At 40.5% G+C, this 25,949-nt stretch carries 20 protein-coding genes; 19 read left to right on the forward strand and 1 reads right to left on the reverse strand.

The features are described from left to right. The 6 genes from AOR04_RS02220 (at position 1) to AOR04_RS02240 (ending at position 10,055) form a co-directional block, all read left to right on the forward strand. Positions 1-4,623: a hypothetical protein gene (locus AOR04_RS02220; RefSeq protein ID WP_096792395.1), complete on the forward strand. Its 4,623-nt coding sequence runs from the start codon at positions 1-3 to the stop codon at positions 4,621-4,623. A gap of 2 nt (positions 4,624-4,625) precedes the next feature. Continuing rightward, complete coding sequence (locus tag AOR04_RS02225; protein ID WP_232525497.1) at positions 4,626-7,457, forward strand: hypothetical protein; 2,832 nt, start codon at positions 4,626-4,628, stop codon at positions 7,455-7,457. Positions 7,458-7,561: 104 nt separating this feature from the next. Continuing rightward, positions 7,562-8,461 carry a contractile injection system tape measure protein gene (locus tag AOR04_RS21770; RefSeq protein WP_232525498.1) on the forward strand — a complete coding sequence of 300 codons (900 nt, stop codon included), beginning with the start codon at positions 7,562-7,564 and terminating at the stop codon, positions 8,459-8,461. A 23-nt stretch (positions 8,462-8,484) separates the two neighbouring features. After that, positions 8,485-9,066 (forward strand): hypothetical protein, encoded by a 582-nt coding sequence (locus tag AOR04_RS02230; RefSeq protein ID WP_096794066.1) that lies wholly within the window; start codon positions 8,485-8,487, stop codon positions 9,064-9,066. 56 nt (positions 9,067-9,122) lie between these two features. Beyond that, on the forward strand, positions 9,123-9,602 hold the full coding sequence (locus AOR04_RS02235) for a hypothetical protein (RefSeq protein ID WP_007377688.1): 480 nt from the start codon (positions 9,123-9,125) through the stop codon (positions 9,600-9,602). 141 nt (positions 9,603-9,743) lie between these two features. Then, the gene (locus AOR04_RS02240) at positions 9,744-10,055 is read left to right on the forward strand and encodes a hypothetical protein (RefSeq protein WP_096792396.1); all 312 of its coding nucleotides are present in this window, start codon (positions 9,744-9,746) and stop codon (positions 10,053-10,055) included. A gap of 345 nt (positions 10,056-10,400) precedes the next feature. On the opposite strand, the gene gorA is transcribed toward AOR04_RS02240, so the two are convergent. Next, positions 10,401-11,765, reverse strand: coding sequence for a glutathione-disulfide reductase (gene gorA, locus AOR04_RS02245; protein WP_096792397.1), 1,365 nt, complete (start codon positions 11,763-11,765; stop codon positions 10,401-10,403). A gap of 78 nt (positions 11,766-11,843) precedes the next feature. On the opposite strand from gorA, the gene AOR04_RS02250 reads away from it, so the two are divergent. The 13 genes from AOR04_RS02250 to AOR04_RS02310 all read left to right on the forward strand — a co-directional run bounded on the left by AOR04_RS02250 (position 11,844) and on the right by AOR04_RS02310 (position 25,688). Next, positions 11,844-12,518 carry a DUF2461 domain-containing protein gene (locus AOR04_RS02250; RefSeq protein WP_096792398.1) on the forward strand — a complete coding sequence of 225 codons (675 nt, stop codon included), beginning with the start codon at positions 11,844-11,846 and terminating at the stop codon, positions 12,516-12,518. An 86-nt stretch (positions 12,519-12,604) separates the two neighbouring features. Further along, positions 12,605-14,644, forward strand: coding sequence for an oligopeptidase A (prlC, locus tag AOR04_RS02255; protein ID WP_096792399.1), 2,040 nt, complete (start codon positions 12,605-12,607; stop codon positions 14,642-14,644). Positions 14,645-14,970: 326 nt separating this feature from the next. Further along, complete coding sequence (locus AOR04_RS02260) at positions 14,971-16,152, forward strand: response regulator transcription factor (RefSeq protein ID WP_096792400.1); 1,182 nt, start codon at positions 14,971-14,973, stop codon at positions 16,150-16,152. 57 nt (positions 16,153-16,209) lie between these two features. Continuing rightward, positions 16,210-16,965 carry a class I SAM-dependent methyltransferase gene (locus tag AOR04_RS02265; protein WP_096792401.1) on the forward strand — a complete coding sequence of 252 codons (756 nt, stop codon included), beginning with the start codon at positions 16,210-16,212 and terminating at the stop codon, positions 16,963-16,965. Positions 16,966-17,172: 207 nt separating this feature from the next. Further along, entirely contained in the window at positions 17,173-17,898 is a 726-nt protein-coding gene (gene trmJ / locus AOR04_RS02270) for a tRNA (cytosine(32)/uridine(32)-2'-O)-methyltransferase TrmJ (protein WP_096792402.1), read from the forward strand. A gap of 256 nt (positions 17,899-18,154) precedes the next feature. Beyond that, on the forward strand, positions 18,155-18,646 hold the full coding sequence (gene iscR, locus AOR04_RS02275) for a Fe-S cluster assembly transcriptional regulator IscR (protein ID WP_002958424.1): 492 nt from the start codon (positions 18,155-18,157) through the stop codon (positions 18,644-18,646). Positions 18,647-18,670: 24 nt separating this feature from the next. Further along, positions 18,671-19,888 carry an IscS subfamily cysteine desulfurase gene (locus AOR04_RS02280; protein ID WP_002958425.1) on the forward strand — a complete coding sequence of 406 codons (1,218 nt, stop codon included), beginning with the start codon at positions 18,671-18,673 and terminating at the stop codon, positions 19,886-19,888. Positions 19,889-19,929: 41 nt separating this feature from the next. Beyond that, complete coding sequence (iscU, locus tag AOR04_RS02285; protein WP_007377675.1) at positions 19,930-20,313, forward strand: Fe-S cluster assembly scaffold IscU; 384 nt, start codon at positions 19,930-19,932, stop codon at positions 20,311-20,313. Positions 20,314-20,325: 12 nt separating this feature from the next. Then, positions 20,326-20,649 (forward strand): iron-sulfur cluster assembly protein IscA, encoded by a 324-nt coding sequence (gene iscA / locus AOR04_RS02290; RefSeq protein ID WP_096792403.1) that lies wholly within the window; start codon positions 20,326-20,328, stop codon positions 20,647-20,649. 95 nt (positions 20,650-20,744) lie between these two features. Continuing rightward, positions 20,745-21,272, forward strand: a complete 528-nt coding sequence (hscB, locus tag AOR04_RS02295) for a co-chaperone HscB (RefSeq protein ID WP_096792404.1) — start codon at positions 20,745-20,747, stop codon at positions 21,270-21,272. Between the two features lie 41 nt (positions 21,273-21,313). Beyond that, complete coding sequence (gene hscA, locus AOR04_RS02300) at positions 21,314-23,176, forward strand: Fe-S protein assembly chaperone HscA (RefSeq protein ID WP_096792405.1); 1,863 nt, start codon at positions 21,314-21,316, stop codon at positions 23,174-23,176. Positions 23,177-23,187: 11 nt separating this feature from the next. After that, positions 23,188-23,526, forward strand: coding sequence for an ISC system 2Fe-2S type ferredoxin (fdx, locus tag AOR04_RS02305; protein ID WP_007377671.1), 339 nt, complete (start codon positions 23,188-23,190; stop codon positions 23,524-23,526). Between the two features lie 734 nt (positions 23,527-24,260). Then, the gene (locus AOR04_RS02310) at positions 24,261-25,688 is read left to right on the forward strand and encodes an NAD-dependent succinate-semialdehyde dehydrogenase (RefSeq protein WP_096792406.1); all 1,428 of its coding nucleotides are present in this window, start codon (positions 24,261-24,263) and stop codon (positions 25,686-25,688) included. Positions 25,689-25,949: the final 261 nt, after the last annotated feature.

Here is a 25,949-nt window from a genome sequence, read left to right on the forward strand (position 1 = left end):
ATGACTACACTTAATGATCAAAATGCGACGTTACCTGCGCATGCAACAACAGTAATTGAAAAGGAAAACCGCGATTCACTTATTGAGAAGTTTGATGATCTAAAAACGCCCTCAGGCAATGATTTTGAGGCGTTGATCCGCTCTAGTTTCAATCAAGTAGATGATCCTATTCAAGTGGTTAAAGTAGATGATAAAAGTGAATTAGAAGTGTCTGCACCTCTGACTATCACATCTGATACACAAACCAATGAAAAGTTGAAATTAAGTGCTAACGAATTGAGCATGACACAAGGTGAGACGCAAACGCTAAATCTCGATAGTGACAGCATGGAAATGTTTGACGGTGTATTGTCGCTTTCAAAAGACGATAAAAAGCTGCAAGTTTTGGGCACTGTACAAGCAAGTATGCTCAATGCGACTACTCAGGTGAATACGGTACAACTTAATACTGATGCATTGCTGGTTAACAACGCCAGTACAGAAATCTTACGTGCCGAGCTTGATGAAAATACAGCACCTAAAGTCACGATATCTGGTGATGCAAACATCACAAAATCTGTTACAGCTAAATCACTTAATGTGACGGATACAATTGATGCGTCAGATTTGGTGGTGTCAGTATCATCGACACTTGCAAATGCCAGTGCCAATACATTAGTGGTTACAGGTAAAACAATACTTAGCGACAAGCTTGAAGGTGAAAATGCGATATTTACCAGGCATCTAGAAGTAAGTGACACATTAGGTGTGGGGATTGATGCGCAAAGTACACAAGCTAAACTGCACATATCAAAACGCAGTAGTGATATGGATGCCTTGCTGCGAGTAGATGACTATAACAACGATACCACGCCATTTTTTATTAATTCTGAAGGTAAGGTTGGTGTGGGCACAACGGATGTTGCTGCCGATTTTCATGTGGCCAGTGATGCGCTTTTTGGTGATATACGAAATGCGCATTATGTGAAGCTTAACGGGCTAGATAAAAGTCACTTTGAAGGTAATGTTAGTGTCTCTGAATCAATGTCAGTGGGTGTGAATGAATTACCGATTGACGCTGGAAGCTTAGCGGTATCAGGTAAGCTTGCATTGGGCAAAGTTAACGCTACGGCTAAGTTAGATGTGAATGGTAACACCGGAGAGTCATTATTAAATATAGCGACGAACGCAGCACAGTTTGTCAAAGTCACAGATGCCCCATTGCTAGATGAATCAAAAATTACGGTGTACCAAGCAACTAAAATCAAAGATGCTTTAAGCGTTGAGGGACATGTCACTGGCGAAAGCGTAACAGTAAATCAGCACCTTGATAGTGATACAGCAACAATAAATGGCCAGTTAATTGCTGGCAGTACAACGACTGATAGTTTAACGGTGAATACTCACGCTGATATTGAACAAGCGCAGATTTATAATCAGCTTAATATTGCTTCAAACAATGATCAACTAAACTGGGAGTGCGACGCAAAGCTTGCTGTATTGAGTAGTCCAAGTAACTCTTCAGGCGTTGAGATCAGTCATTTTAACGGCCAAGCAGTGACGCCTATTATCACCAGTAAGATGGATAAATTAGGTCTTTTTGAATCTAACCCAATGAAGTCCTTGCACGTAGGAGCTGATGCGCTGTTTGCGCACTCTGTAGATTTTGCCAGTGATATTAATGTATTGAACAATAATGACGAAGCCATTTTTAGCGTCAACGATATGAATGTGGTTGTGGGGAACAGTAATTATTCCACACAACTTAGTGTGCATGGCGGTGCTGGTATTTTTGGTAATACAGAGGTTCATGGTCAATTAACGGTGGGTGTTGCTGGTAATCCATTATTAAGAACTGCCAACTCGCAAGTGCATATCACCCAATTGAGTGAACAAGCGGCAATAAAAGTCGAACATGCCACTGAAGGTTTTGCAACTTATATGGCTGCCGGTCAACTTGCTATTAACCAGCCATTACCAGTATCTGATGTGAATTTTGCACTAACTGGCCAAGCTTGTGTGACTGGTCAAGTGCAGATCATGGGTGAGGCGAACTCAGGTGAAGAGGTTGCGCTTGAAGTTCAAGGCGACACTAAACTAAAAAACAAGCTGTGTGTTAATGGCACGGCTCAAGTTGATGATGGTTTATCACTTAGCGTAACGAATAATAGCGCGCAGCAACAAAAAGATGCCTTAGCTGTGCAAGGTTCTAGCCACCTAGCTGGCACTTTATCTGTGACAGATGCCGTTGATTTTCATAATGGCTTAACGGTAACAGATGGTGCTGTGACCTTTTCTGATAACTTCAATGCTAATGGTCCAACGACCGTCGATAATACACTCACAGTGAATGGCCATGTGAGTGTTATGGATGGTATGAAAATATCGCCCACTGAAAGCGGTAATGCGTTACTTGTTGAAGGCGGAGCGCAATTTGATACTGATGTAGAGATAGAGGGTGACTTAAATCTATCAGATAAACCGGCAAACGCACGATTACATATTCAAGAGCAAGGAAAGCAAGGGCTTTATATTGAAAGACAAGGAGGCCAGGCGGGTTTAGTATTTAACGACGGTCGATTAGGTGTGGGTGTTGAGCGACCCGATTATGCGCTCGATGTTGCTGAAGATAGTCAGTTTAGAAAAGACGTTGGGATCAAAGGGCGCTTAGAGGTCGATGAAAGTTTACATGTTGATGAGTATGCCAGCTTTAGAAGTAACATTAATGTGTACGGTAATAGCGAACTCGCAGGAGAAGCGCGCTTTGGTTTACCTTTTAGTAGCGTTATTGATGACGAATCAGCAGGTATGCCTGCGGGTATAGCACAAGTGGCTATTGACCAAAATCATTTTGCAAAAGCTTTTGCTGTTTACCATCAAGGTGCAAAACCCGTTGTGATTGAAGACGGTAAGCTTGGTGTACAAACCGACTCACCAACACAAGCATTGGATGTTAACGGCAATGCAGTATTTAGAGGTGATGTTGAGCTTAAAGGAACGTTGCACGGCTCTGGTCGATTAGAGTGCTTGGATGGAGCAAAAATATTTGGCGATGTTGAGCTGCGATCGGACTTAACTGTTAGTGATGATGTTCATCTCAAAGATACGTTGTTAGTGGATGGTATCTCAACATTTAATCGCCATGTTGAAGTGAAAAGTGAAAGTACATTCCAAGGTTCGGTAAGGCTCAATGATGAGCTTTCGGTCCAAAATCACACGTCATTGCGAGATACCCTTACAGTTGCTAAGCAAGCAACGTTCCAAGGCGGCATAAACATTGAAGGATTAGAGGTTGGTTCACAGGTGTCTGTTACACCAGCAGCCACGTTCAATAATGCAGTAACAGTGCATGGTCAAGTTAATTTACTTAGTACTTTGCAAATGGGAAGCCGTATAACGGGGCCCTCTATGTCGGTATTTGGCACTGAGGGTGAGCATCTTATCAATGTTGAGTCGGGCAAAGATGCAGCTCCATTAATGATTCAAGCTAATGGCCACGATGCCCTACACATAACATCAGAAGGTAATGTTGGTATCGGCACGCAAGCACCAAGCTATAAATTAGATATTGAAGGGGATGTACGTGTTCGCAATGCATTGCTGGTGGATAATAGCTTAAGCTTTGCTGATGGTGCCATCATACAAAGTGATTGCACTGTAAATGGGTCACTTAATTCATCAACACTCCAATTGGGTGAAACCCAAATGATTGACTGTATATCAGCTGATGTTGATCTTGGTGGTGATATGGCTTCAGATGAAGCTCTGGCAACACAGGCTGCCGTAAAAGCGTATATAGATGCGCATTGTTGGTCGTGGGCTAAAAGTAACAAAGTACTGTTGATACAAAATCAGCAAGAGTTTGATGAAGTGATGAGCCGAGAGTTGCTCTGCAATGTGACTCTTTTACTACTGCCACACACCAGTCATCCACAAATGAACCGAGTTTACAAATTGAAACAACAAGTACGCATAGGTTCAAACGTTAGTATTATAGGTTTTAATGAACGAGAAACGCGCATTGTAAAAGAACATGCAGGGTGTCGCTTTTTAATTCATGGTCAAAGTGACGCGCTGATCAAAAGTGTTGAAATGCGTGGTTTTACCTTCGATGGTTCATTACTTAATGGTGGCTTGTATGAAGGTAATGGAGGCGCATTTCATTTACGCTATGTGCAAAGCACAAAACTTAATTGTGTTATCGAAAATCACCATGTTAATGGTGATGGTGGGGCTATTTACGGTGAAGCTGACGTCAGTGGTGTCGAAGCTAGCAATATTAAACACTGTTCAGCAACACGCCAAGGTGGCGGTGTGTATGGTGTGCGAGAGTCAACTTTAGATGTGTCGTCATGTCACTCTGAATATGGCGCAGGTGTTGCGTATTGCGATGATTGTCAAGTAGTTGCACGTGCTAACACCGCGGTGCTATACGGTGGTGGCGCATATAAATGTCAAAACCTGATGGCACAGGGTTATTGGCGAAGTAACCGTGCGGAGGCGAGTGTTGGGCATCATATTTATAGTGCAGGAGGAGACATTAGTCACGATGACCATACACATCAAGATTATTGGTGGCATGCATTATATTTAGATGGCCCAGTGATGTGTGGTACTCAACCTTGGCGCAATGATCACTTTTAATTATGAAACTAACCATCAAACAGTTTAGGGCTGATATACAGGCCCCTCAATCAGCTTTGCGTGCATCAGACATAACCTTGGATGATGTTCAAAGTCAATTTTCAGAGTGGATCATGCAAGGTCTATCACAAATGGACTGGCCTGAATTAGATGAATCAGACTTACAGCTTGATACGATTAAGTTACCTGATTTGGTTATTGATTTGGCTGAAATTGATTGGCAATTTGTAATGCTAGACCCATTTGCAGCGTTTAAACATTATGTTTATCCGCTGCTGAGCGACAGCATAGCAAGGCCATTAAAACAATACCGTAAACAGAACTCTGCTCAGTTCGCTGTGATAAATAGCCAAGGTGCAACTCGTCTTAATAGAGTTTTACTTAGTTTACTTACAAAATTAAGTAAACAAAATCCACAGGGAATAATGGCCAAGACGACGCTTAGACTTGAGTTAAAAAGGCAAATTAGTGAAGCAATTAAAACCATCTCTAACCCGCTTCAGCAACTCCAAGCAGAGCCAAATTGGCCGCAACTTAGGCAAAGGTTAGTACAGTTATTCAAACAAGATAAAACGGTACTCCTGTTGCTGGTGGCGCCACTTTATAATGCGCAAGAACAGCAAAGAGTTAGCAAATTGTTGGCTTGCTTAAGTATGGCGCAATGTGATCGTTTTATTCGCTTATTAGAATTTACGACGAGTATCACTGAGCATACTGAGCGCGAACAACAGTGCATTTTGTTGCTCTCACTACATGAATTATTTGTTGCCCATAGCGCTTTTAGCGAGCGATTATTACTACAAACTACTGCTGTACTTAATACACCTAAATATAGGCAAATGCTCAGCATGTGGTGTGTATTAAATAAAGCGCAGTGTAATAAAAAATTACTGAGTGATTTACAGCGTATTGTGACTAGTGCTGCGAAGCAAAGTGATCTAGCAATTGAGCTGGTTGAGCACTCAGAGTTGGTTAACAATGACAGTAGGAAACTAAATATAGCCAAAAAAGTCAATGTTTTAGGGGTAAAGCAACAACAAACTTTAAAACAGGTATTAACATTATTACAGATCCTTGCTGATTCACATGCTTTACCAAAGCAAAGGCTAAAAGCTTGGTTCGCACTGCAGGTTATTCGCGCCAATCAAACACGACTAAGCGTAACTTTAGCTTCCAAATTAACCCAAATAACTCAAGCGGTCGGCGATACTTTTCGAAAGAGAGAAACACCGCAGCATACAGTAGATAAAATAGTAAAACTAACAGACAAGCTAGGTTCTGAAGGACTATTTAGTTGCCACGTAAATAACCAAAAATTGGGAGTGTTGAGGCTCTATAGCTTGTTGAGTCGGTTGCCTGATGTGCCAGCTCTACTCTTAGAGAGACCGATTAAATGGCAAGTAAAAAAGCGTATACCTGAACAAGAAATACAATGCTGGTTTGATGACGTAAATAGATGGAGTAAGCAATATCAGCAAATAGCGACGAAGAAGCAATTAGATGAGTTCGCTATACAAGTTAACCATAATGAACTATCGACTGTGCTCAAACAGATTAAAATTTGGTTGGTGCAGTATCAACAAACGATGTCCCTAGATGCCTATGATCACATAGTACTACCTTGTGTTATTGAACTATTGAAAAGCTTACCTATTCAAAAAAACTCGAACTTATGGTTGCAATTACACAGTACAGAAAGTGGTCATGCACTTAATCGGATCGTTGAAAAGTTACAGGTAGAGTGTCAACGCGCTCTTTCAGATGAATCAACTACTCAAGCTAACTTAACTGGATTGTTATTTGATGGTGCGCAGAGTGAAAAAGCTATGCATGAGTGTTTAGATAAACTTTATCAAAAACTTAACCGCAATTTAGTAAACATGGTTCAAAGTTTTGAGCAACAACATGCTTTAACATCTGGGCAAACTGCAATGAATAACCGTGGCTCTATTACTTGGCAATGTTACGCTAGAGTCACCCACATGGCTAAATTTGGGTATAAATTACAGTTTTGCTATCAGCCATCATTACAACGTGTTTATCGTTTTGTTTTAAATCAGCAAGTATGGCTTGCTAATGAACTAAGTTCATTACTTTTTGGTGAAATAAAGCAAGATGAGCAGTGCAAGCAGCTGCAAAAAATAATTACACAGCACGTTCAGTCTTTAGGTTTGATTGAAAAAGAGCTACTTCAAAAGTTACCGCTCATAGCGCGTGCCGAGGTTGGTTTGGATGCTTGGTTCACACCTTTGATTAGTCATGCAACAAAACATCTAACAGAAATGAATAGTGTATGGCTGCAGCCTTTTAATATTGAGGAACTTTATACATCACGCATAGCAAATTTCAATGATGAACAAGTTACGGTTTTTCAGCCACAAAAAAATGAGCGACGAGCTGACAGCGTTACTCATAACATAACCCAAGAATATGAGGTGGATGAAAAACCTCTAGCGGTGCAATGTAATTTGCAAAAGCATAAAGTTGATACGCATATTACACATGGAGCGGTATCAACCTTGGTTGAGGACGAGCAAGTGTCTTTCACTAAAGCTACCTTAAATGCCACTAAAGACGATGACAAACTACGTAATAATTTTCTACCAGATGTACTTACGCATGAAGATAACAATGACAGCGTATTGTTAAACATGAGTAGCGATATGAACATAAGTCATAAACCTTCAGAAACGTTTGAGTATAGCGATGAAAATCAAGTTAATGTCGATAAAACACAGGTGACACTCGATAAAAACTCAGCGCAAGTACCTAAGCTCAATATGCAAAAAATAGCGTTTGAAAATAATAATACACGTCAAAGTAAGGGGGTATAAAACAAACTCAAAGCTCACATGTCGAGCTGGATATTGAGACAATTAAAGACGACGAAGTACACCATGGTTCAGCGTTATCAGCACAGAATAATAAGCTTAATAAAGTGAGTTCATATACAGAGGAAACCATAGGTACTCATTCATCAATATTAGTTAAACATGACGCAAAAGAAGCATTGACAGCACAGACGCTCGTAACTTCGCCTCAAGGAGAGAAAAACCAAGTAGTAACCCGCTCAGAAACGCTGCTTAACGCATTAATGGCGGTTGAACGCGTTGATGAAACGCAAAACTTATTAGCTCACATAGAAAAACGAGCTGATGTTCAATCAACACTGCAAAATTCTGATCTCAAACAGGCAATTAAACAAAGTAAAAGACTTTTAACAAAGCTTGCCAGAACCACGTCTTCAGAGGGCGAAAAAGGGGTTGTTCAAAGTGCTATTTCACAAGTTAAAACGCAGCTAGCGCAATTACAACAAGTGAATGAACAGCAAAGTGAGCCTGTCACATTTGATGTGGGTTTGGTTATTCTATGGCCTTTTTTACCTACTTTGTTTACCAGGCTTGAGCTGATGGATGAAGGGGAGTTTAAAAACGATGACACGCAAATGCAGGCGCATGCCGTGCTTTGTTATATCGCTAATATTGATCCACTTATTGAAGTTAGTTTAACCGTTAATGCGTTGCTGGGACTGCCATTAGATACCCAAATAGAGGAACCCATTGAGTTGAATGAACAGACAATTATGGCAATTGATCATATGTTACATGCGCTTGTGAATCGTTGGGAAGTGTTAAAAAGAATGCCAACTATTGAGTTTTCTAAGATGTTTATTACACGAGAGGGGACGGTTGAGCAAACAGAATCAGGTTGTCACATTCGCGTAGTGACTATGCCGCAAGACGTTCTAATGTCAAAGTTGCCTTGGGGGCTTGGCATGGTGACATTACCTTGGTTAGGTCAAGTGTTACTTCATATTGAATGGAAGTATGGTTTTTAACAAACAAGTTACAGAGGATTTTTATGCATACCTATAGCGAAACCAACACGCATGAGTTGATTCTTACACATCAGCATAAATCAACACTTTATGACGCTGCTAAAGCGAAAGCCGATAGCACTCGCCTACTTAGCGAATACGATCGCAAACGTTACTTTGACGAGCTGTTTTCACACACAGTGTTAGCGCAGTTAAGTGATATAAAAATAGAGTTGGCCAGTCATGGTTACGCGAGTGAAGTTATGACGAAAACAGCTCAGTTAGAGAGTGGCAACACTGTTGTTGATTTTATTTATGAAGTCACATTTAAATTTAATGGTAATTTACAAAGTGACAACACAATAACCTCCGGTGATAGTCAAATGGTATTTTTCACACAACCAGGCAGCAATCATATTGCTTGTCGTTATAAAACAGCACAGTTAAATAGTCAGATACAACACTTATATTTTGACGATGAAGGATACAGCCACTTTCTAGCGAATGGCGAGTCTAAGACTTTGTGGCACGGGCATTTAAGGAATCATTCAGAGCTAGCATCAATCCTTGATGATTTTATTTCACTTATTTTTATTGAAAAAAGGACTAGTTTGAGTCGAATTTAATTCACATTTCTAATGCCCGCACGTTATTCCTAGAAGTTCTAACAAAGGAAGTGATAATGGCAAATTATGTGCAGGCATTTGAAAAAGTCTTTGCTTTAAAGCGTGAAGCAGCAAACATTTATAGTGTCAATATTGAGGATCTCACCTGCTGGCAAACCATGAAGGACATTGGCTTCTCCTCATCTGAGCTATACCAACTATTTAAACATCATTACTGTGAAGAAATATGGCTGCAGTTGCAGGGAGAAAATATCCAGCAACAAAGTATTGCTAATTTATTATTTAAAGCATCAGTTAAAGGCTATGTTGACGAATTATTAGTGCAATTTCAGCAGTGTTTTTCACTCCCTATTAGTGGCGTAATGTGTTCGTACACGCTGCAACAAATTAATCAAACTGATCAGCCTAGGCTCACTATATGGCTTCGTTTATATACTCTTTATTTTGATATTTATGCCAATCAAACACACCTATATTCTCAACTCGAATATTCACCGGAACAACACTTTTTTAGTCCTCAAGTTTGGCTTCATTAAGTAGCCCTATTTAAAGACATAACCCTCTTCCATACTCTCCTTCCTTCTCCTGTTAATAACGACTATTGCAGCGACTGACTAAGGAGGCTTTTGCCTCCCCCTCCTTCCCCAAAAAATTTATTAATCAGAGGAGTAATTTTGATGAAAAAAAATTTTGAGAGTTCATCGGACTGCGATGCAAAAAACAAATCTAACCCCGAGCTTGAGCAAACAAATATAGATCAATCTACCAATCGTACTATGCCTCAAGATATTGTCATTATGTTAATAGGACGATGGGCGATGCCCACTACGGTAGTGTTAGTCTTAGTAACTTGCCTTGCTGGATATTTTCTTGAGCTTCAAGCGTTTACTGCCGTGGTAGGAATGATATCGCCGGTAGTGATGGCACTAATTATGGTCATAAAAGAAGCTTTGATAGGAGGTAGAAACAAGCGTAACCGAAAGAAGTAACAAAGCTGGCAGTAAGTTCCCATACTGTTATCCAATTCAACAAAACATAAGACCGTAAGGCGATAATAAGGGTAGGGCGTTTATCAAGAAGTTTAAAAGTAGAATGGTTACCTACAGCCGTTTATCGAAATAACTCAGAAATAGAGAAAGATATAGGTTGTTACTGTATAGATTAAAGCTTGGAGGGCTACATAGTCACAATAGGCGGCTCGCCTTACTGCTACGGATGGAAAAATTAATTTACTGTCTAAAGTTAGTTGATCACTCCCCTCATTGATAAAGTGATTAATGCGGGGAGTTTAACGTTTTCAGATATTGAAAACGTTTATGTGTATCTTTTTTACACTAACCTCTCATGGTTACAAACTCTTCTGAGCCAGTCGGGTGAATAGCCACAACAGCATCAAAATCAGCTTTAGTTGCACCCATTTTCATGGCAACGGCAAAACCTTGAATCATTTCATCAACCGCAAAACCAATACCATGTAGGCCAACTACTTTTTCGTCTGGGCCGGCACATACAAGCTTCATTTTACAAGGCTGGCGATGTTTAGTTACCGCTGTGTACATAGCCGTAAAGCCAGATTGGTAAATCTTAACGTTTTCTTCGCCATACTGAGAGATAGCTTCTTGCTCAGTAAGGCCAATAGTACCAATTGGTGGGTGACTAAATACAACAGTAGGAACTAGGCTGTAATCCATTTTTAAATCATCAGGTAGTTCTTTATTAAATAAACGCTCTGATAAGGTACGCCCTGCTTTCACTGCTACAGGCGTAAGTTCAATACCGTTTTCGATAATATCGCCAACCGCGTATACATTTTTAGCTGTGGTATTTTGAAACTCATCAACTTTAACAAAACCATCGCTGTTAACTTCTACGCCGGCAGCGGCTACATTAATTGCATCTGTTGTTGGCTGGCGGCCAATGGCCCAAATTACTTGGTCAACGTTATGAGTTTTGCCATTATCTAAATGTAGCGTTACAGAGCCATCATCTTCTTTAACTAATTTATGAGGTACAGATTCTGTATGAAGAGTAGGGCCTTCAGCAGCCATAACATCAACAAGTGTTTCAACTATGTATGGGTCAAAGTTACGAAGTGGAGAATGCTTACGAACAAATAAATGTGTTTCAGTACCTAAACCATGTAATACACCAGCAAGCTCGACGGCTATGTAGCCTGCGCCAATAACGGCAACGCGCTTAGGTTGCTCTTTTAGCTCAAAAAAGCCATTTGAATCGATACCGTGTTCAGCACCTTCAATATGCGGAATGCTTGGGCGACCACCTACTGCAATTAATATATGGTCGGCTGTGTAGTGCTCGCCGTTTACTTCAACTGTTTTATTATCTACAAATTTAGCAAAACCTTTAATTACAGTAACGCCATTGCTAGCAAGGCCACTGTCGTAACCTTTATGAATTCGACCTATGTAGGCTTCACGGCTTTCTACTAACTTGCTCCAATCAAAGCCTTTAACTTCAACATTAAAGCCGTAATCTGGGGCATATAAATTAATTGCTTCAGCAACCTGAGCACCGTGCCACATTACTTTTTTAGGTACGCAACCCACGTTTACGCATGTGCCGCCCATGTGTTTTGCTTCTATAAGTGCTACTTTAGCGCCACGCATTGCCGCTCTATTTGCAGAGGCAATACCACCACTGCCACCACCGATTGCAATATAATCAAAGTGTTGTGTCATTTTATGTCCTTAGGCGTTGAGTTTTATGCGCATTAGCATAACATTAAGTTTTAAAAATAAAGAGTGTTTAGGTGACCTATGTTTAGTAAAAAAACATTCGAATTTCTTGCTCAGCTTGATCAAAACAATAATAGAGACTGGTTTAACGACCATAAATCACAGTATGAGGAATACGTAAGAGAGCCCGCTTTAGATTTCATTAGGCAAATGCAAGCACCACTTGCTGAGGTTTCTAGCCATTTTGTCGCATCAGATAAAAAAGTCGGCGGTAGTTTAATGAGAATCCATAAAGACGCGCGTTTTAGTAAAGATAAAACCCCATATAAAATTAATGTAGGAATTCAATTTCGCCATTTTATGGGAAAAGACGTACACGCCCCTGGTTTTTATTTTCACTTAGCAAATGACGAATGTTTTATAGGTGCTGGTATTTGGCGACCAGAATCAAAGGCGCTTAACGCAATTAGAACCTGCATAGATGAAAACCCAAATAGCTATAAAAAAGCAATTTATGATGAGCAATTTAAATCTATATTTGAAATGTCAGGAGAGTCGCTAAAACGCCCACCAAGAGGTTTTGAAAAAGAGCATCCCTTAATAGATGAGCTCAAACGAAAAGACTTTATAGCCATTAGCCCACTTACTCAAAAGCAAATATGCAGCAATAACCTAGTTGATACGGTGTTAGAACGTTATAAAGTGGCCGATTCATTAATGGGTTATTTGTGCTTTGCTTTAGAGCAACCCTATTAAAATTACACAACTTAAAAGCAGTTGAGTTGTTTTTTTACTTTTAGACCCAATTTAAAACGTAATGCATTAACGCAAAGAGAGTATTTATGAGCAACCCACTAATTGGCCTTGAAGGCTTACCACCATTTTCAAAAATAAAGCCTGAGTACGTAGTACCAGCACTAAAAGACGGTATTGAGCTTTGTCGTAAAGCTATTGATGACGTGCTAGCGAAAGGTTTGTACACGTGGGATGACTTAGTATTACCCCTTGAAGAAGCTGACGATAAATTATCGCGCATGTTTTCCCCTGTATCGCATTTAAATTCAGTAATGAATAACGACGAATTACGTGAAGCTTACGAGCAATGCTTACCGTTAATATCAGAATATTCAACATTTGTAGGTCAGCACCAAGGTTTATACAACGCGTATAATACGCTTTATAACAGCGACGAATTTAAAACGCTGACTACAGCACAGCAAAAAACAATTACTAATGCGCTGCGTGATTTTAAATTATCGGGTATTGCATTAGCACCGAAGCAGCAAAAACGCTACGGCGAAATTAGCGCGCGTTTATCAGAACTAGCCTCAAAATTTGGCAACAACGTAATGGATGCCACACTTGCTTGGCACAAACATATTACTGATGAAAGCGACTTAGCTGGCTTGCCAGAATCTGCTTTAGCGCTTGCAGCTGACACAGCAAAAAGTAAAGAGTTAGACGGTTGGGTATTTACCCTTGATTTCCCGTCGTATTTACCAATTATGACCTATGCAGATAACCGCGAACTCCGCAGAGAAACTTACACCGCGTTTTCTACGCGCGCATCAGATCAAGGCCCTAATGCCGGTGAATTTGATAACTCAGAGATTATGAGTGAGGAGCTTGCGCTTCGCCATGAACTTGCACAGTTACTAGGATTTAACAGCTACGCTGAAAAGTCACTGGCAACTAAAATGGCCGAAACACCGGCGCAAGTATTCTCGTTTTTAGAAGACCTAGCGGCTAAATCAAAACCACAAGCAGAGCAAGAAGTGGCAGAGTTAAAAGCCTATGCTGAGCAAAAGCATGGTATTTCTGAATTAGAAGCATGGGATTTTGGTTACTACAGCGAAAAACTTAAGCAAGAAAAATACGCTATTTCAGATGAAGTACTACGTCCTTACTTCCCTGCAAATAAAGTATTAAGTGGCTTATTCGAAACCGTTAACCGCTTATTTGGTATTAGCGTAAAAGAAGTTACTGACTTTGATACTTATCACAAAGATGTACGTTTTTTTGAAATTGTAGATAGCAGCAATACCTTACGTGGACGTTTTTACCTCGATTTATATGCACGCGACCGTAAACGCGGTGGGGCGTGGATGGATGACTGTATGGGTCGTAAAGTACGTGCTAACGGCGAACTACAAACTCCAGTGGCTTATTTAGTGTGTAACTTTAATAAAGCGGTTGGCGATAAACCTGCATTGTTTACTCATGACGAGGTGACAACCTTATTCCACGAGTTTGGTCATGGTATTCACCACATGCTTACACAAGTTGATGCTGCTCCTGTTGCGGGTATTAATGGTGTAGCGTGGGATGCGGTAGAGCTTCCTAGTCAGTTTTTAGAAAACTGGTGTTATGAAGAAGAAGCATTGAGCTTTATTTCAGGTCATTATGAAACGGGCGAGCCGTTACCTAAAGAGCTACTTGATAAGCTACTAGCGGCTAAAAACTACAACTCAGGCATGCAAATGCTACGTCAAATTGAGTTCTCGTTATTCGACTTTAAAATCCACAATGATTATAAAGCGGGTGAAGAGTGTCAAATTCAAGCCGTACTAAACGATGTGCGTAGCCGTACCTCGGTCGTTAATCCACCTGAGTTTAACCGTTTTCAGCATGGCTTTAGCCACATTTTTGCAGGCGGTTACAGCGCTGGTTATTACTCATATAAATGGGCTGAAGTTCTATCTGCTGATGCTTATTCTAAATTTGAAGAAGAAGGTATTTTTAACCCGCAAACCGGGCAAGCTTTCATGCAAAATATTTTAGAAAAAGGCGGCAGTGAGGAGCCAATGGAATTATTTAAAAAGTTCCGTGGTCGTGAGCCTAATGTTGACGCGTTACTACGCCACAGCGGTATTGCAGCTTAAAAAAGCTAATATTTAGCACAAACCAAATTAAAGCGCCTAATGGCGCTTTTTTATTATCTAAATTTTAGGGCGTGTTGATCTTTGGTGGTGAATTTGCAGCAGACTGTTTGGTATTTAGGCAAGGCAGAGCCTATGTAGTGTGGTTATTCCCCATAAATAGGCGATAACGCAGCATAAATGCCAAACATGCGCTGCCCTTTGGCTTCTTTCTAGGGACAAATTTCAATCCACAAAGATCAATACGCCTTAACTTATTCACTAAAATTTTTAGTAAATTCAGTCTACCGAGCTATGCTCTTAACATACCTAATAAAATGGACTAGGGCATGGCAAAGCTAATATTGGCAATTGATGACGATAAGTTGGTTCACCATATAATAGAGGAGTCTTTAGCAGGGTTTTGTAAAATTATTCATGCAAAAGATGGGGATGAAGGTTTAAGGCTCGCTAATAAATATAACCCCGACATTATTTTGCTCGATATAGAAATGCCGGGTAAATCAGGCTTTGAAGTTTGCCAAACGATTAAAAAAAATGAGCTAACCAAAGATATTCCCGTTATGTTTTTATCATCCAATATTGAGTTGGCTGATCGTGTTAAAGGTTACAGTGCTGGTGCATCTGACTATATAGCTAAGCCTTTTAACGCAGAAGAATTAATGGCGCGCATAAAAGTGCTTTACGAATATCGACAGCAAGGCATAAAGTTAAAATATGATGTAGCGCACGCAAATAAAACAGCCGAAATGGCGATGACTGAATCAGGTGATATGGGCCGAATAATACGCTACGTTGGGCAAAGTTATCATGCTAATAATTTCTCATCATTAAGCGAATATTTTTTAGCCTTTTTTACACATTTATATTTAGATGTTGTTGTTGTTTTTTGGTATGAAAGTAGAGGCATATTTTATTCTCAGCAAAGTGCAGTGTGCCCATTAGAACAAGAGTTATTAGAACAACATAGGCATGCACAGCGGTTTGTCGATATTAGCTCCAGCACAATTATTAATTACCCTAAAATATCATTACTGATAAAAAACATGCCCGTTGACGATAGCGCTAAATTTGGGCATTACAAAGATTTGTTTCCGCACATATTGGAGATCACCAATGAAAAAGTGATCACTATACAAAATAATGAAAATAGCTACGAACAGGCCACGCAAATAGGCATCGTGCTTGAAGACATAGTGAAGCAATTAGATTCTCAGAGCCAGGCAAAAAACAGTATTGCTAAACAGCTTATAGAGCAATTAAGTGAGCTTGATAGTGCAATTAAAGTGCAAAAAGAGAGTGATAATATTTGTGACTTAACGCCTTACTTTACCAAGCTAGATAAAACTATGCAGTTGTTTACTTCTGCTAATAGCGATTTAGCATTTATTAAATGTCAGCTTAAGCAAATTAGTGAAACTCGTAATGGGCTACTCGCTAGCTTGCGTAGTAACGATAGTGAAGTTGTCTTACAAAATACCACTGAAAATAACGATATAGAGCTATTTTAGTGCTTTAACCTGTACTGATTGATATACTAAATAGGTATTTTATCGTCGGAGTGTAGAGTGGTTATTCAGTGTGCTTTTAAAGAGTGTCGCCCTTATTTAAATGAGTTAGAAACGCGTTTTGGTTTGGCTCAATGGGCAGAGAAAAACAATGGTTTTCGGCTGAATTACGACGATAGCGGCCTGAGTTTATATAAAACGGATGAACCCAAATTAGGCGCGATCAACGTTGATTTTGTAACCGGCGCAGCGGCGCATAGGCGCAAGTTTGGTGGAGGTAAAGGCCAAGCAATTGCCAAAGCGGTTGGCTTAAATAAAGGCGCAACGCCCGTAGTGCTTGATGCAACTGCCGGCTTAGGGCGTGATGGTTTTGTACTTGCGTCACTTGGATGCAACGTTATATTACATGAGCGCCACCCCGTAGTCGCCGCGTTATTGTATGATGGTTTGCAACGTGCTTATAACGACATTGAAATTGGCGCATGGATGAAGCAAAGCATGAGCCTTATATTTGGCTCAAGCCATACATTATTAGCGCAATGTGAAAGCATGCCTGATGTTGTGTATTTAGACCCTATGTTTCCGCATCGCGAAAAATCAGCATTAGTAAAAAAAGAAATGCGTGTATTTCAAGAGCTTGTTGGTGCAGATACCGACGCTGACGATTTACTCGAATTCGCCTACCCACTTGCCAGTAAGCGCGTAGTAGTAAAACGTCCCGATTACGCCCCATTTTTAAATGACAAAACCCCAAGTATGCAAATTAAAACCAAAAAGAACCGTTTTGATGTGTATGTAAAAGCGGCAATGGTTTAAACACTAAGAATAGATTGGTGTTTTTATACAATTAAATTGTCGCTGAAACCATAGTTTATAGTTTGCTTGCAGCGACATTAAAGTCGACTCACGTAAGATGCCTTATATTAGGCTAGATCTTAGGATCTCGCCTTTTGAATCTAGGATCTTATTACACTTTCGTGTTAGAATTCGCGCAATTTTTTGGTATAGGTAAGTAGCATAGCAATGATCTTAGATGATATTCGCGTTGTTTTAGTTAACACATCACACTCAGGCAATATTGGTTCGGCGGCTCGCGCCATGAAAACCATGGGTTTATCAAAACTGTATTTAGTTGACCCTGCATGTGAAATAGACAGCCACGCGAGTGCTTTGTCTGCAGGTGCTAGTGATGTTTTAGGTAATGCTGTTATTGTTGGTACAGTTGAAGAAGCTATTGCCGATTGTGCATTAACAATTGGGACAAGTGCACGTTCACGTACGCTTTCTTGGCCTATGGTTGAACCTCGTGAATGTGGCGAAAAACTAGTTGCGGAAGCTATAAATGGCCCAGTGGCATTGGTATTTGGCCGTGAAAATAGTGGCTTAAGCAACGATGAATTACAGCTTTGTAATTACCATGTATGCATCCCTGCGAATCCTGAATATAGCTCGCTTAATTTAGCGATGGCTGTGCAAACTCTGTGTTACGAAACGCGTATGGCGTTTTTAAATCAACAACCTAAAAAGGTTGAAGAAGATGACACTGTTTACCCAAGCTCAAAACAAACTGAGTTGTTTTATGACCACCTTGAAGAGACACTATTTAACACCGGTTTCATCATAAAACAGCACCCAGGTATTGTAATGACAAAACTACGTCGTTTATTTAACCGTGCTCGTCCAGAAGATGCAGAGATGAACATTCTACGCGGTATTCTCACTTCAATTAATAAGTCTATCCCTAAGTGACCAGAGTTCAGGTTAAGTAACTTAGGTATAGCGATTAGTTATAAAAACCAGTGGTTAAATAACTAGCTAATACTTGACTAAAATACTCAGGTAATTACAATGGTTATAATACTTGACCAAAGAGGTCAGGTATTAAAAAATTTGTTAACTCTACAATTTAATAAGTAAGAGTTTTAAATCAAATTTTTATCAAGTGATAATACTTGACTAATTTACTCTGGTAATTAAAATTTGCACTCTTTGTGCAGGGGGCGTTATGAAGTTAACATCAAAAGGCAGATATGCCGTTACAGCGATGCTGGATGTTGCACTGCACACAGGTGTAGGTCCTGTAGCCCTTGCTGATATTTCACAGCGACAAGAAATTTCTTTGTCATACCTTGAACAATTATTTGCTCGTTTACGTAAAAATGGCTTAGTAAGTTCTGTTCGTGGGCCTGGTGGTGGTTATTTACTAGGGCGTGAAGCGGGCGTTATCTCTGTTGGCGATATTATTAGCGCCGTAGACGAATCGGTCGATGCTACACGTTGCCAAGGTGCCGATACCGGCTGTCAAAGTGGTATGCGCTGTTTAACACATAATTTGTGGTCAGACTTAAGCGCACGCATAGAAGAATTTTTGAATAATATTACCCTTGCTGAATTGGTGGAAAAATCAGATGTGAAAGAAATAGCATCTCGCCAAGATAACAGTATCAATAATGCAATTAAGCAGTTGGAAAACATTCAAGTAAGCTGTCAACTTTAAGGTTGACCTGCAGCGGAGAGAGAAATGAAGTTACCGATTTATTTAGATTACGCAGCGACCACGCCTGTTGATGAACGTGTTGCTAAAGAAATGATGCAGTGCCTTACAATGGACGGTAAGTTTGGTAATCCTGCGTCACGTTCACACCGTTTTGGTTGGCAAGCAGAAGAAGCTGTTGACCAAGCGCGTACAGATATTGCTGATTTAATTAATGCAGACCCACGTGAAATTGTTTTCACATCGGGTGCAACAGAATCAAATAACCTAGCTATTAAAGGTGCAGCACAGTTTTATAAGAAAAAAGGTAAGCACGTTATTACCGCTAAAACTGAGCATAAAGCTGTAATCGACACATGTCGTGAACTTGAGCGCCAGGGTTTTGAAGTAACTTACATGGACGTTGAAGAAAATGGCCTACTTGATTTGCAAAAACTTGCCGACACAATGCGTGACGACACAGTACTTGTAAGCATCATGCACGTTAATAACGAGCTAGGTGTAATTCAAGATATCGCGACTATAGGCGAAATGTGTCGCGAACGTAAAATTATGTTCCACGTAGATGCAGCGCAAAGCGCGGGTAAAGTATTAATCGACGTGCAACAACTTAAAGTTGATTTTATGTCGTTCTCTGCACATAAAGTGTATGGCCCTAAAGGTGTTGGTGCACTTTACGTTCGTCGTAAACCACGTGCTCGCCTTGAAGCGCAAATGCACGGTGGCGGACATGAACGTGGTATGCGCTCTGGTACACTAGCAACTCACCAATTAGTGGGTATGGGTACTGCGTTTAAAATTGCTAAGCAAGATTTCGAAAAAGATCACGCACACATCAGCGCCTTACGTAATCGTTTAATCGACGGCATTATGGCTGATATGGACGAAGTATACTTTAACGGCACACAAGACCAATCAGTACCTGGCATTGTAAACATCAGCTTTAACTTTGTTGAAGGTGAGTCGTTACTTATGGCAGTAAAAGACATTGCAGTATCGTCAGGTTCAGCCTGTACATCTGCAAGCTTAGAGCCTTCTTATGTACTGCGTGCACTTGGCCGTAACGACGAATTAGCACATAGCTCAATTCGTTTTAGTATTGGTCGCTTTACTACCGAAGAAGAGATTGATTACACCGTCGAATTAATGAAAAACTCTATCGGTCGCCTACGTGAGATGTCTCCACTTTGGGAGATGCATCAAGAAGGTATTGATTTAGATTCAGTTGAATGGGCTCACCACTAATAGTGTGAGCACATACCCTAGCAGGTAATGAGGATAGAATAATGGCTTATAGTGATAAAGTAATCGACCACGTAGAAAACCCACGTAACGTAGGTACTCTAGATAAGAACGATCCGTCAGTGGCAACGGGTATGGTAGGCGCACCAGCATGTGGTGACGTAATGAAATTGCAAATCAAAGTATCTGCCGAAGGCGTTATTGAAGATGCAAAATTCAAAACCTACGGTTGTGGTAGCGCAATTGCTTCTTCTTCACTTGTAACAGAGTGGGTTAAAGGCAAAACGCTAGACGAAGCAGCGACAATTAAAAACACTGATATCAGTGCAGAGCTTGAATTACCACCAGTGAAAATTCACTGTTCAATTTTAGCCGAAGACGCAATTCAAGCAGCAATTGCAGACTACAAAAGCAAACAAGCGAAGTAAGAAGAGAAACTCATGGCAGTGACATTGACAGATGCGGCAGCAAACCGCGTACAATCATTTTTAGCAAACCGCGGCAAAGGTTTAGGCCTGCGCGTTGGCATTAAAACGACGGGCTGTTCAGGTCTTGCTTATGTACTTGAGTTTGTTGACGATTTAAACGAAGACGATGAAATTTTTGCGGCTAAAGGTGTCACCTTAATTGTTGACGCTAAAAGCTTAGTTTACATTGACGGCACAGAGCTCGATTACACTAAAGAAGGCTTAAATGAAGGGTTTAAATTTAGAAACCCTAATCAAGCAGATGAGTGTGGTTGTGGCGAAAGCTTTACCGTTTAAGCTTAAAATATCTTTGTAGTATCAATAAGCCCTGCCAGTTAATGTAGGGCTTTGTTATTTTTGAAATTAATTTCTGAATTTTATTGGTTGAAGTTATGCGTTACTTTGAATTATTTGCAGTCCCCGTTGATTACAATATTGATTTAGCAACAGTTAACAAGCACTACTTGGAATTACAGCGTACTGTACATCCAGATCGCCACGCGAACGCGAGTAGCCGTGATAAGTTAATGGCAGTGCAAAGCGCCGCCGAAATTAACGATGCGCTACAAACATTAAAGCACCCAGTCAAACGTGCCGAATATATGCTGAGCGAGCTAGGCGTTGATATTCGTGCAGAGCAGCAAACCTTGCAAGATCCAATGTTTTTAATGCAACAAATGGAACTTCGCGAAGAACTTGAAGAGCTAACATCAGCAAGCGATCCTGATACTGCGATTGCAAATTTTGAAAAACAAATTAAGCAACTAAACACGCAGTACAGTGCACAACTTGCCGAGCAACTCGCAAGTAACGATGAGCAGCAATATCAACTTGCCGCTGATAATATTCGTAAACTGAAGTTTGTTTATAAGTTACGTGACGAACTAGAGCGTATTGAAGATAGTTTATTTGACGATTAATTACTTGCTGCAAAGCGAGCAACACGAGTTTAAAGAGCATTATGGCATTATTGCAAATTGCTGAGCCGGGGCAGAGCGCGGCACCACACGAACATAAACTAGCGATTGGTATTGACCTTGGTACAACCAATTCATTAGTTGCAACAGTGCAAAGTGGCGAAGCCCGCACGTTAACTGATGATCTTGGCGTGGCTATGTTACCGTCGGTTGTTCGTTATCAAGCAGGCGGTATTACTGTTGGCGCAGAGGCTGCTCAAGCAGCAACGCAAGACCCTGCTAATACACTTATTTCGGTTAAGCGTTTTTTAGGTAAAACTCAGGCTGAAATAGAGCAAAGTTATGGGCAACTACCGTATGAATTTTGTGAGCACAATGGTGCGCTAGCAATAGAAACTGCGGCAGGTAAAATTAGTCCAATTAAAGCATCAAGCCATATTTTAGCTGCATTAAAAGCACGAGCTGAGCAAAGTTTTGGCAACCAAGAAATTTTAGGGGCTGTAATTACAGTACCTGCGTACTTTGATGACGCACAGCGCCAAAGTACTAAAGATGCCGCAGAGCTTGCAGGCATTAACGTACTTCGTTTATTAAACGAGCCAACAGCAGCAGCGGTTGCTTATGGCTTAGATTCAGGTCAAGAAGGTATTATTGCTGTTTACGATTTAGGCGGTGGCACATTTGATATCTCAGTACTTAGACTACATCAAGGTGTATTTGAAGTAATGGCAACCGGTGGCGACTCTAGCCTCGGTGGCGATGACTTTGACTCGCTCCTTGTTGATTACTTTAAGCAGCAAACTGGTGTGTCGGCGTTATCGTCTTCAGTTTTACGTTTATTCATCAATAAAGCAAAAGCCTGTAAAGAAGCATTAAGCCAATACGCTAAAGTAAACGTGGGTCTTGAGTTTGACGATCAAAAATACACAGTAGAAGTAACGCGCGAAACGTTTGACGAAATGGCTATGCCGCTGGTTAAAAAAACACTGCGTTCGTGTCGTCGTGCTGTAAAAGATGCTGGCATAGAAAACGAAGAAATACTGCAAGTTATTATGGTAGGCGGCTCAACCCGTATGCCATTAGTACGTAGCCAAGTACAAAGTTTTTTTGATAAAGAGCCGCTAACTTCAATCGATCCTGATCGTGTTGTAGCCTTAGGTGCCGCGCTTCAAGCCGACGTGTTAATTGGCAATAAGCCCGATTCTGACATGTTATTGCTTGATGTATTACCGTTATCACTGGGCCTTGAAACGATGGGTGGTTTGGTTGAAAAAATCATCCCACGTAACACGACAATTCCGGTAGCACGCGCACAAGAATTTACAACGTTTAAAGATGGCCAAACAGCCATGTCATTACATGTGCTGCAAGGTGAGCGTGAGCTTGTTGATGATTGTCGATCGCTTGCTAAGTTTAGCTTAAAAGGTATTCCACCAATGGCGGCAGGCGCTGCGCATATTCGTGTTACCTTCAAAGTTGATGCCGATGGTCTATTAAGTGTTTCAGCTATGGAAAAATCAACAGGCGTACAAGCTGAGATTCAGGTTAAGCCGTCGTTTGGTTTATCTGACGATCAGGTCGCTAATATGCTAAAAGAGTCAATGAGTAACGCTAAAGGCGATATGCAAGCGCGTATGCTTAAAGAGCAACAAGTAGAAGCACTGCGCGTAATTGAAGCGCTTAATGCATCACTTGCAAGCGATGGAGCATTGCTTGACGATACGCAACTAGCTAACTTACGCGCTGAAATTGCAGAACTGGTAAAAGTGCGCGAAAATGCACAAGAGCCTAGTGAAATTAAAGCAGCTATCGAAAAAGTCGATAATGCGAGTAGCGATTTTGCATCGCGTAGAATGGATGCATCAATTAAAAAGGCCCTTACAGGGCAGTCAGTAGACAACATTTAAGAGAGATTAGAATGCCACAAATTGTTTTTCTTCCACATCCTGAATTATGTCCTGACGGCGCTGCAATTGAAGCTCCTACAGGTCAAACGGTACTCGACGCTGCACTTAAAAATGGTATTAGCATTGCGCATGCCTGTGAAAAGTCGTGTGCATGTACTACGTGTCACTTAGTGATTCGTGAAGGATTTGATTCACTTGACGAAAGTGATGAGCTAGAAGATGACATGCTAGATAAAGCATGGGGTTTAGAGCCTGAATCGCGCCTTGGTTGCCAAGCAATTATAAGAGATGAAGACCTAGTGGTTGAAATACCTAAGTACAATCTCAATATCGTTAATGAAGAGCACTAGTTTTTAACGATAAATTTATTAAAAGCCGCTGTTTGATACAGCGGCTTTTTTGTTTGTATACGTTCATTTTTGTAAGTGAGGCTTTATATCTCGCTTTGTTTTGCATTAAAGCTGCATTAAAACCAAATTACATAAGCGCGAAATAAATTCGCACCCACAAGTTTGGTGTATGTGTTGATGTAGGTGAGGTTTTATACCTCGCTATGTTGCATAAGCGCGAAATAAATTCGCACCCACAAGTTTGGTGTATGTGTTGATGTAGGTGAGGTTTTATACCTCGCTATGTTGCATAAGCGCGAAATAAATTCGCACCTACAAGTTTGGTGTATGTATTGATGTAGGTGAGGTTTTATACCTCGCTATGTTGCATAAGCGCGAAATAAATTCGCACCTACAAGTTTGGCGTATGTATTGATGTAGGTGAGGTTTTACACCTCGCTATGTTGCATAAGCGCGAAATAAATTCGCACCTACAAGTTTGGCGTATGTGTTGATGTAGGTGAGGTTTTATACCTCGCTATGTTGCATAAGCGCGAAATAAATTCGCACCTACAAGTTTGGCGTATGTGTTGATGTAGGTGAGGTTTTATACCTCGCTATGTTGCATAAGCGCGAAATAAATTCACACCTACAAGTTTGGTGTATGTATTGATGTAGGTGAGGTTTTATACCTCGCTTGTTACTAAATTAACACGTACCTGTAATTTTTATACGTAGCCTTTAGGAGATCTATTTTGAGTAATCTTATTTTTTCAGACTCATTTATTAACGGCGAATTTTATAAAACTGATACGCGCTTTAGTGTTAACGATCCTGCTACCGAAAAAAGTATTGTTGAAGTAAGCGATATTGACGAGCAGGGTGTAAATAGCGCAATAACCGCAGCTCAAGGGGCTTTTGTTAAGTTAAAAGAGACGAATGCGACTGAGCGAAGTGAAACCTTGATGCGCTGGTATGAGCTAGTTATAAAGCACAAGCAAACACTTGCAGAGCTAATGACTAAAGAGCAAGGTAAACCACTCAAAGAATCCTTTGGTGAAATTGATTACGGTGCAGGGTTTATCAAATGGTTTGCAGAAGAAGCCAAACGTAGTTACGGAGATGTAATTCCGCCAACAGATGACTCGCATCGTTTAACTAGCTTTAAGCAGCCTGTAGGTGTTGTAGCTGGTATTACGCCATGGAACTTCCCTGTTGCTATGGTTACTCGTAAAGTGGCTCCAGCTTATGCTGCGGGCTGTAGCTTTATACTTAAACCTTCTGAACATACGCCACTATGCGCCATTGCACTTGCTTATCTGGCCGATCAAGCTGGTTTTGTAAAAGGCGCATTTAACGTACTTGTATCACAAGATGCCAAAACAGTAGGCAAAATGTTAACCGACTCAGACGTTGTGCGTAAGTTTACATTTACCGGCTCTACCGGTGTAGGTAAGCAATTACTATCGCAGTGTGCAAGCACAATCAAGCGTACTTCAATGGAGCTTGGCGGCAATGCGCCTTTTATCATTTTTGATAATGCAGATTTAGATGAAGCTGTTGAAGGGCTAATGGCGGCTAAATTTAGAAATAGTGGGCAGGCGTGTGTTGCTGCAAACCGTATTTTTATACAACGTAATATTCTCGACAAGGTACTGTCAAAAATCACGCCTAAGGTTGCAGCGTTAAAAGTGGCAAATGGTTTTGAGGACGATGTTGATATTGGCCCACTCATTTACCCTAAAGCCAAAGAGAAAGTGCAGCAGTTAGTACAAGACGCACTCGATAAAGGCGCGACGCTGATTGGCGATAATAGTGACTTAGGTGGCAGCTTTCAAAACCCATTAATAGTGAATAATGTAACCACTGACATGGATATTTACCACGAAGAGGTATTTGGGCCAGTATTAACGGTTATTCCTTTTGATGAAGAAAGTGAAGTGCTTGCACTTGCCAACGATGTACCATTTGGTCTAGCAGCTTATTTTTACAGCCAAAACATTAAGCAAGTCTACCGAATTAGTGAAGGGCTTGAATTTGGTATGATCGGCGTAAATGAAGGTGTTATATCAAACCCAGTAGCGCCATTTGGTGGCGTTAAACAGTCAGGTTTAGGGCGTGAAGGCGGCCATCAAGGACTTGATGAGTACTTAGAAGAAAAGTACGTGTGCATTAAAATTTAATAACGTCTTATTTACGCGGTTTATTTGCTTATAACGCTTAATTTATGGGCAAAAAACAAACTAACAGCTATATTGTCAATATGGGTACAAGTGATTGTAAACGTAAATCTTTATAATCAATTTTTTATTACAGTAATGTGGCAGATATATGATCTTTATCCTTTACTGTTGCCACACAAGGCACTAAATGCTACCTTTGGCAGTATATTTTTTGTTAAAAAAATAAGACAAAAACTAATAAAAAGTAAAAGGATTTCTATA

It is taken from the genome of Pseudoalteromonas sp. 1_2015MBL_MicDiv, from assembly GCF_002407505.1.
Taxonomy (GTDB): domain Bacteria; phylum Pseudomonadota; class Gammaproteobacteria; order Enterobacterales; family Alteromonadaceae; genus Pseudoalteromonas; species Pseudoalteromonas fuliginea.

Bases quoted from the DNA above. Each gene is read 5' to 3' on its own strand.
- AOR04_RS02220 (WP_096792395.1), top strand. From the start codon at position 1: ATGACTACACTTAATGATCAAAATGCGACGTTACCTGCGCATGCAACA.
- AOR04_RS02225 (WP_232525497.1), top strand. From the start codon at position 4,626: ATGAAACTAACCATCAAACAGTTTAGGGCTGATATACAGGCCCCTCAA.
- AOR04_RS02230 (WP_096794066.1), top strand. From the start codon at position 8,485: ATGCATACCTATAGCGAAACCAACACGCATGAGTTGATTCTTACACAT.
- AOR04_RS02235 (WP_007377688.1), top strand. From the start codon at position 9,123: ATGGCAAATTATGTGCAGGCATTTGAAAAAGTCTTTGCTTTAAAGCGT.
- AOR04_RS02240 (WP_096792396.1), top strand. From the start codon at position 9,744: ATGAAAAAAAATTTTGAGAGTTCATCGGACTGCGATGCAAAAAACAAA.
- gorA (WP_096792397.1), bottom strand. From the start codon at position 11,765: ATGACACAACACTTTGATTATATTGCAATCGGTGGTGGCAGTGGTGGT.
- AOR04_RS02250 (WP_096792398.1), top strand. From the start codon at position 11,844: ATGTTTAGTAAAAAAACATTCGAATTTCTTGCTCAGCTTGATCAAAAC.
- prlC (WP_096792399.1), top strand. From the start codon at position 12,605: ATGAGCAACCCACTAATTGGCCTTGAAGGCTTACCACCATTTTCAAAA.
- AOR04_RS02260 (WP_096792400.1), top strand. From the start codon at position 14,971: ATGGCAAAGCTAATATTGGCAATTGATGACGATAAGTTGGTTCACCAT.
- trmJ (WP_096792402.1), top strand. From the start codon at position 17,173: ATGATCTTAGATGATATTCGCGTTGTTTTAGTTAACACATCACACTCA.
- iscR (WP_002958424.1), top strand. From the start codon at position 18,155: ATGAAGTTAACATCAAAAGGCAGATATGCCGTTACAGCGATGCTGGAT.
- AOR04_RS02280 (WP_002958425.1), top strand. From the start codon at position 18,671: ATGAAGTTACCGATTTATTTAGATTACGCAGCGACCACGCCTGTTGAT.
- iscU (WP_007377675.1), top strand. From the start codon at position 19,930: ATGGCTTATAGTGATAAAGTAATCGACCACGTAGAAAACCCACGTAAC.
- iscA (WP_096792403.1), top strand. From the start codon at position 20,326: ATGGCAGTGACATTGACAGATGCGGCAGCAAACCGCGTACAATCATTT.
- hscB (WP_096792404.1), top strand. From the start codon at position 20,745: ATGCGTTACTTTGAATTATTTGCAGTCCCCGTTGATTACAATATTGAT.
- hscA (WP_096792405.1), top strand. From the start codon at position 21,314: ATGGCATTATTGCAAATTGCTGAGCCGGGGCAGAGCGCGGCACCACAC.
- fdx (WP_007377671.1), top strand. From the start codon at position 23,188: ATGCCACAAATTGTTTTTCTTCCACATCCTGAATTATGTCCTGACGGC.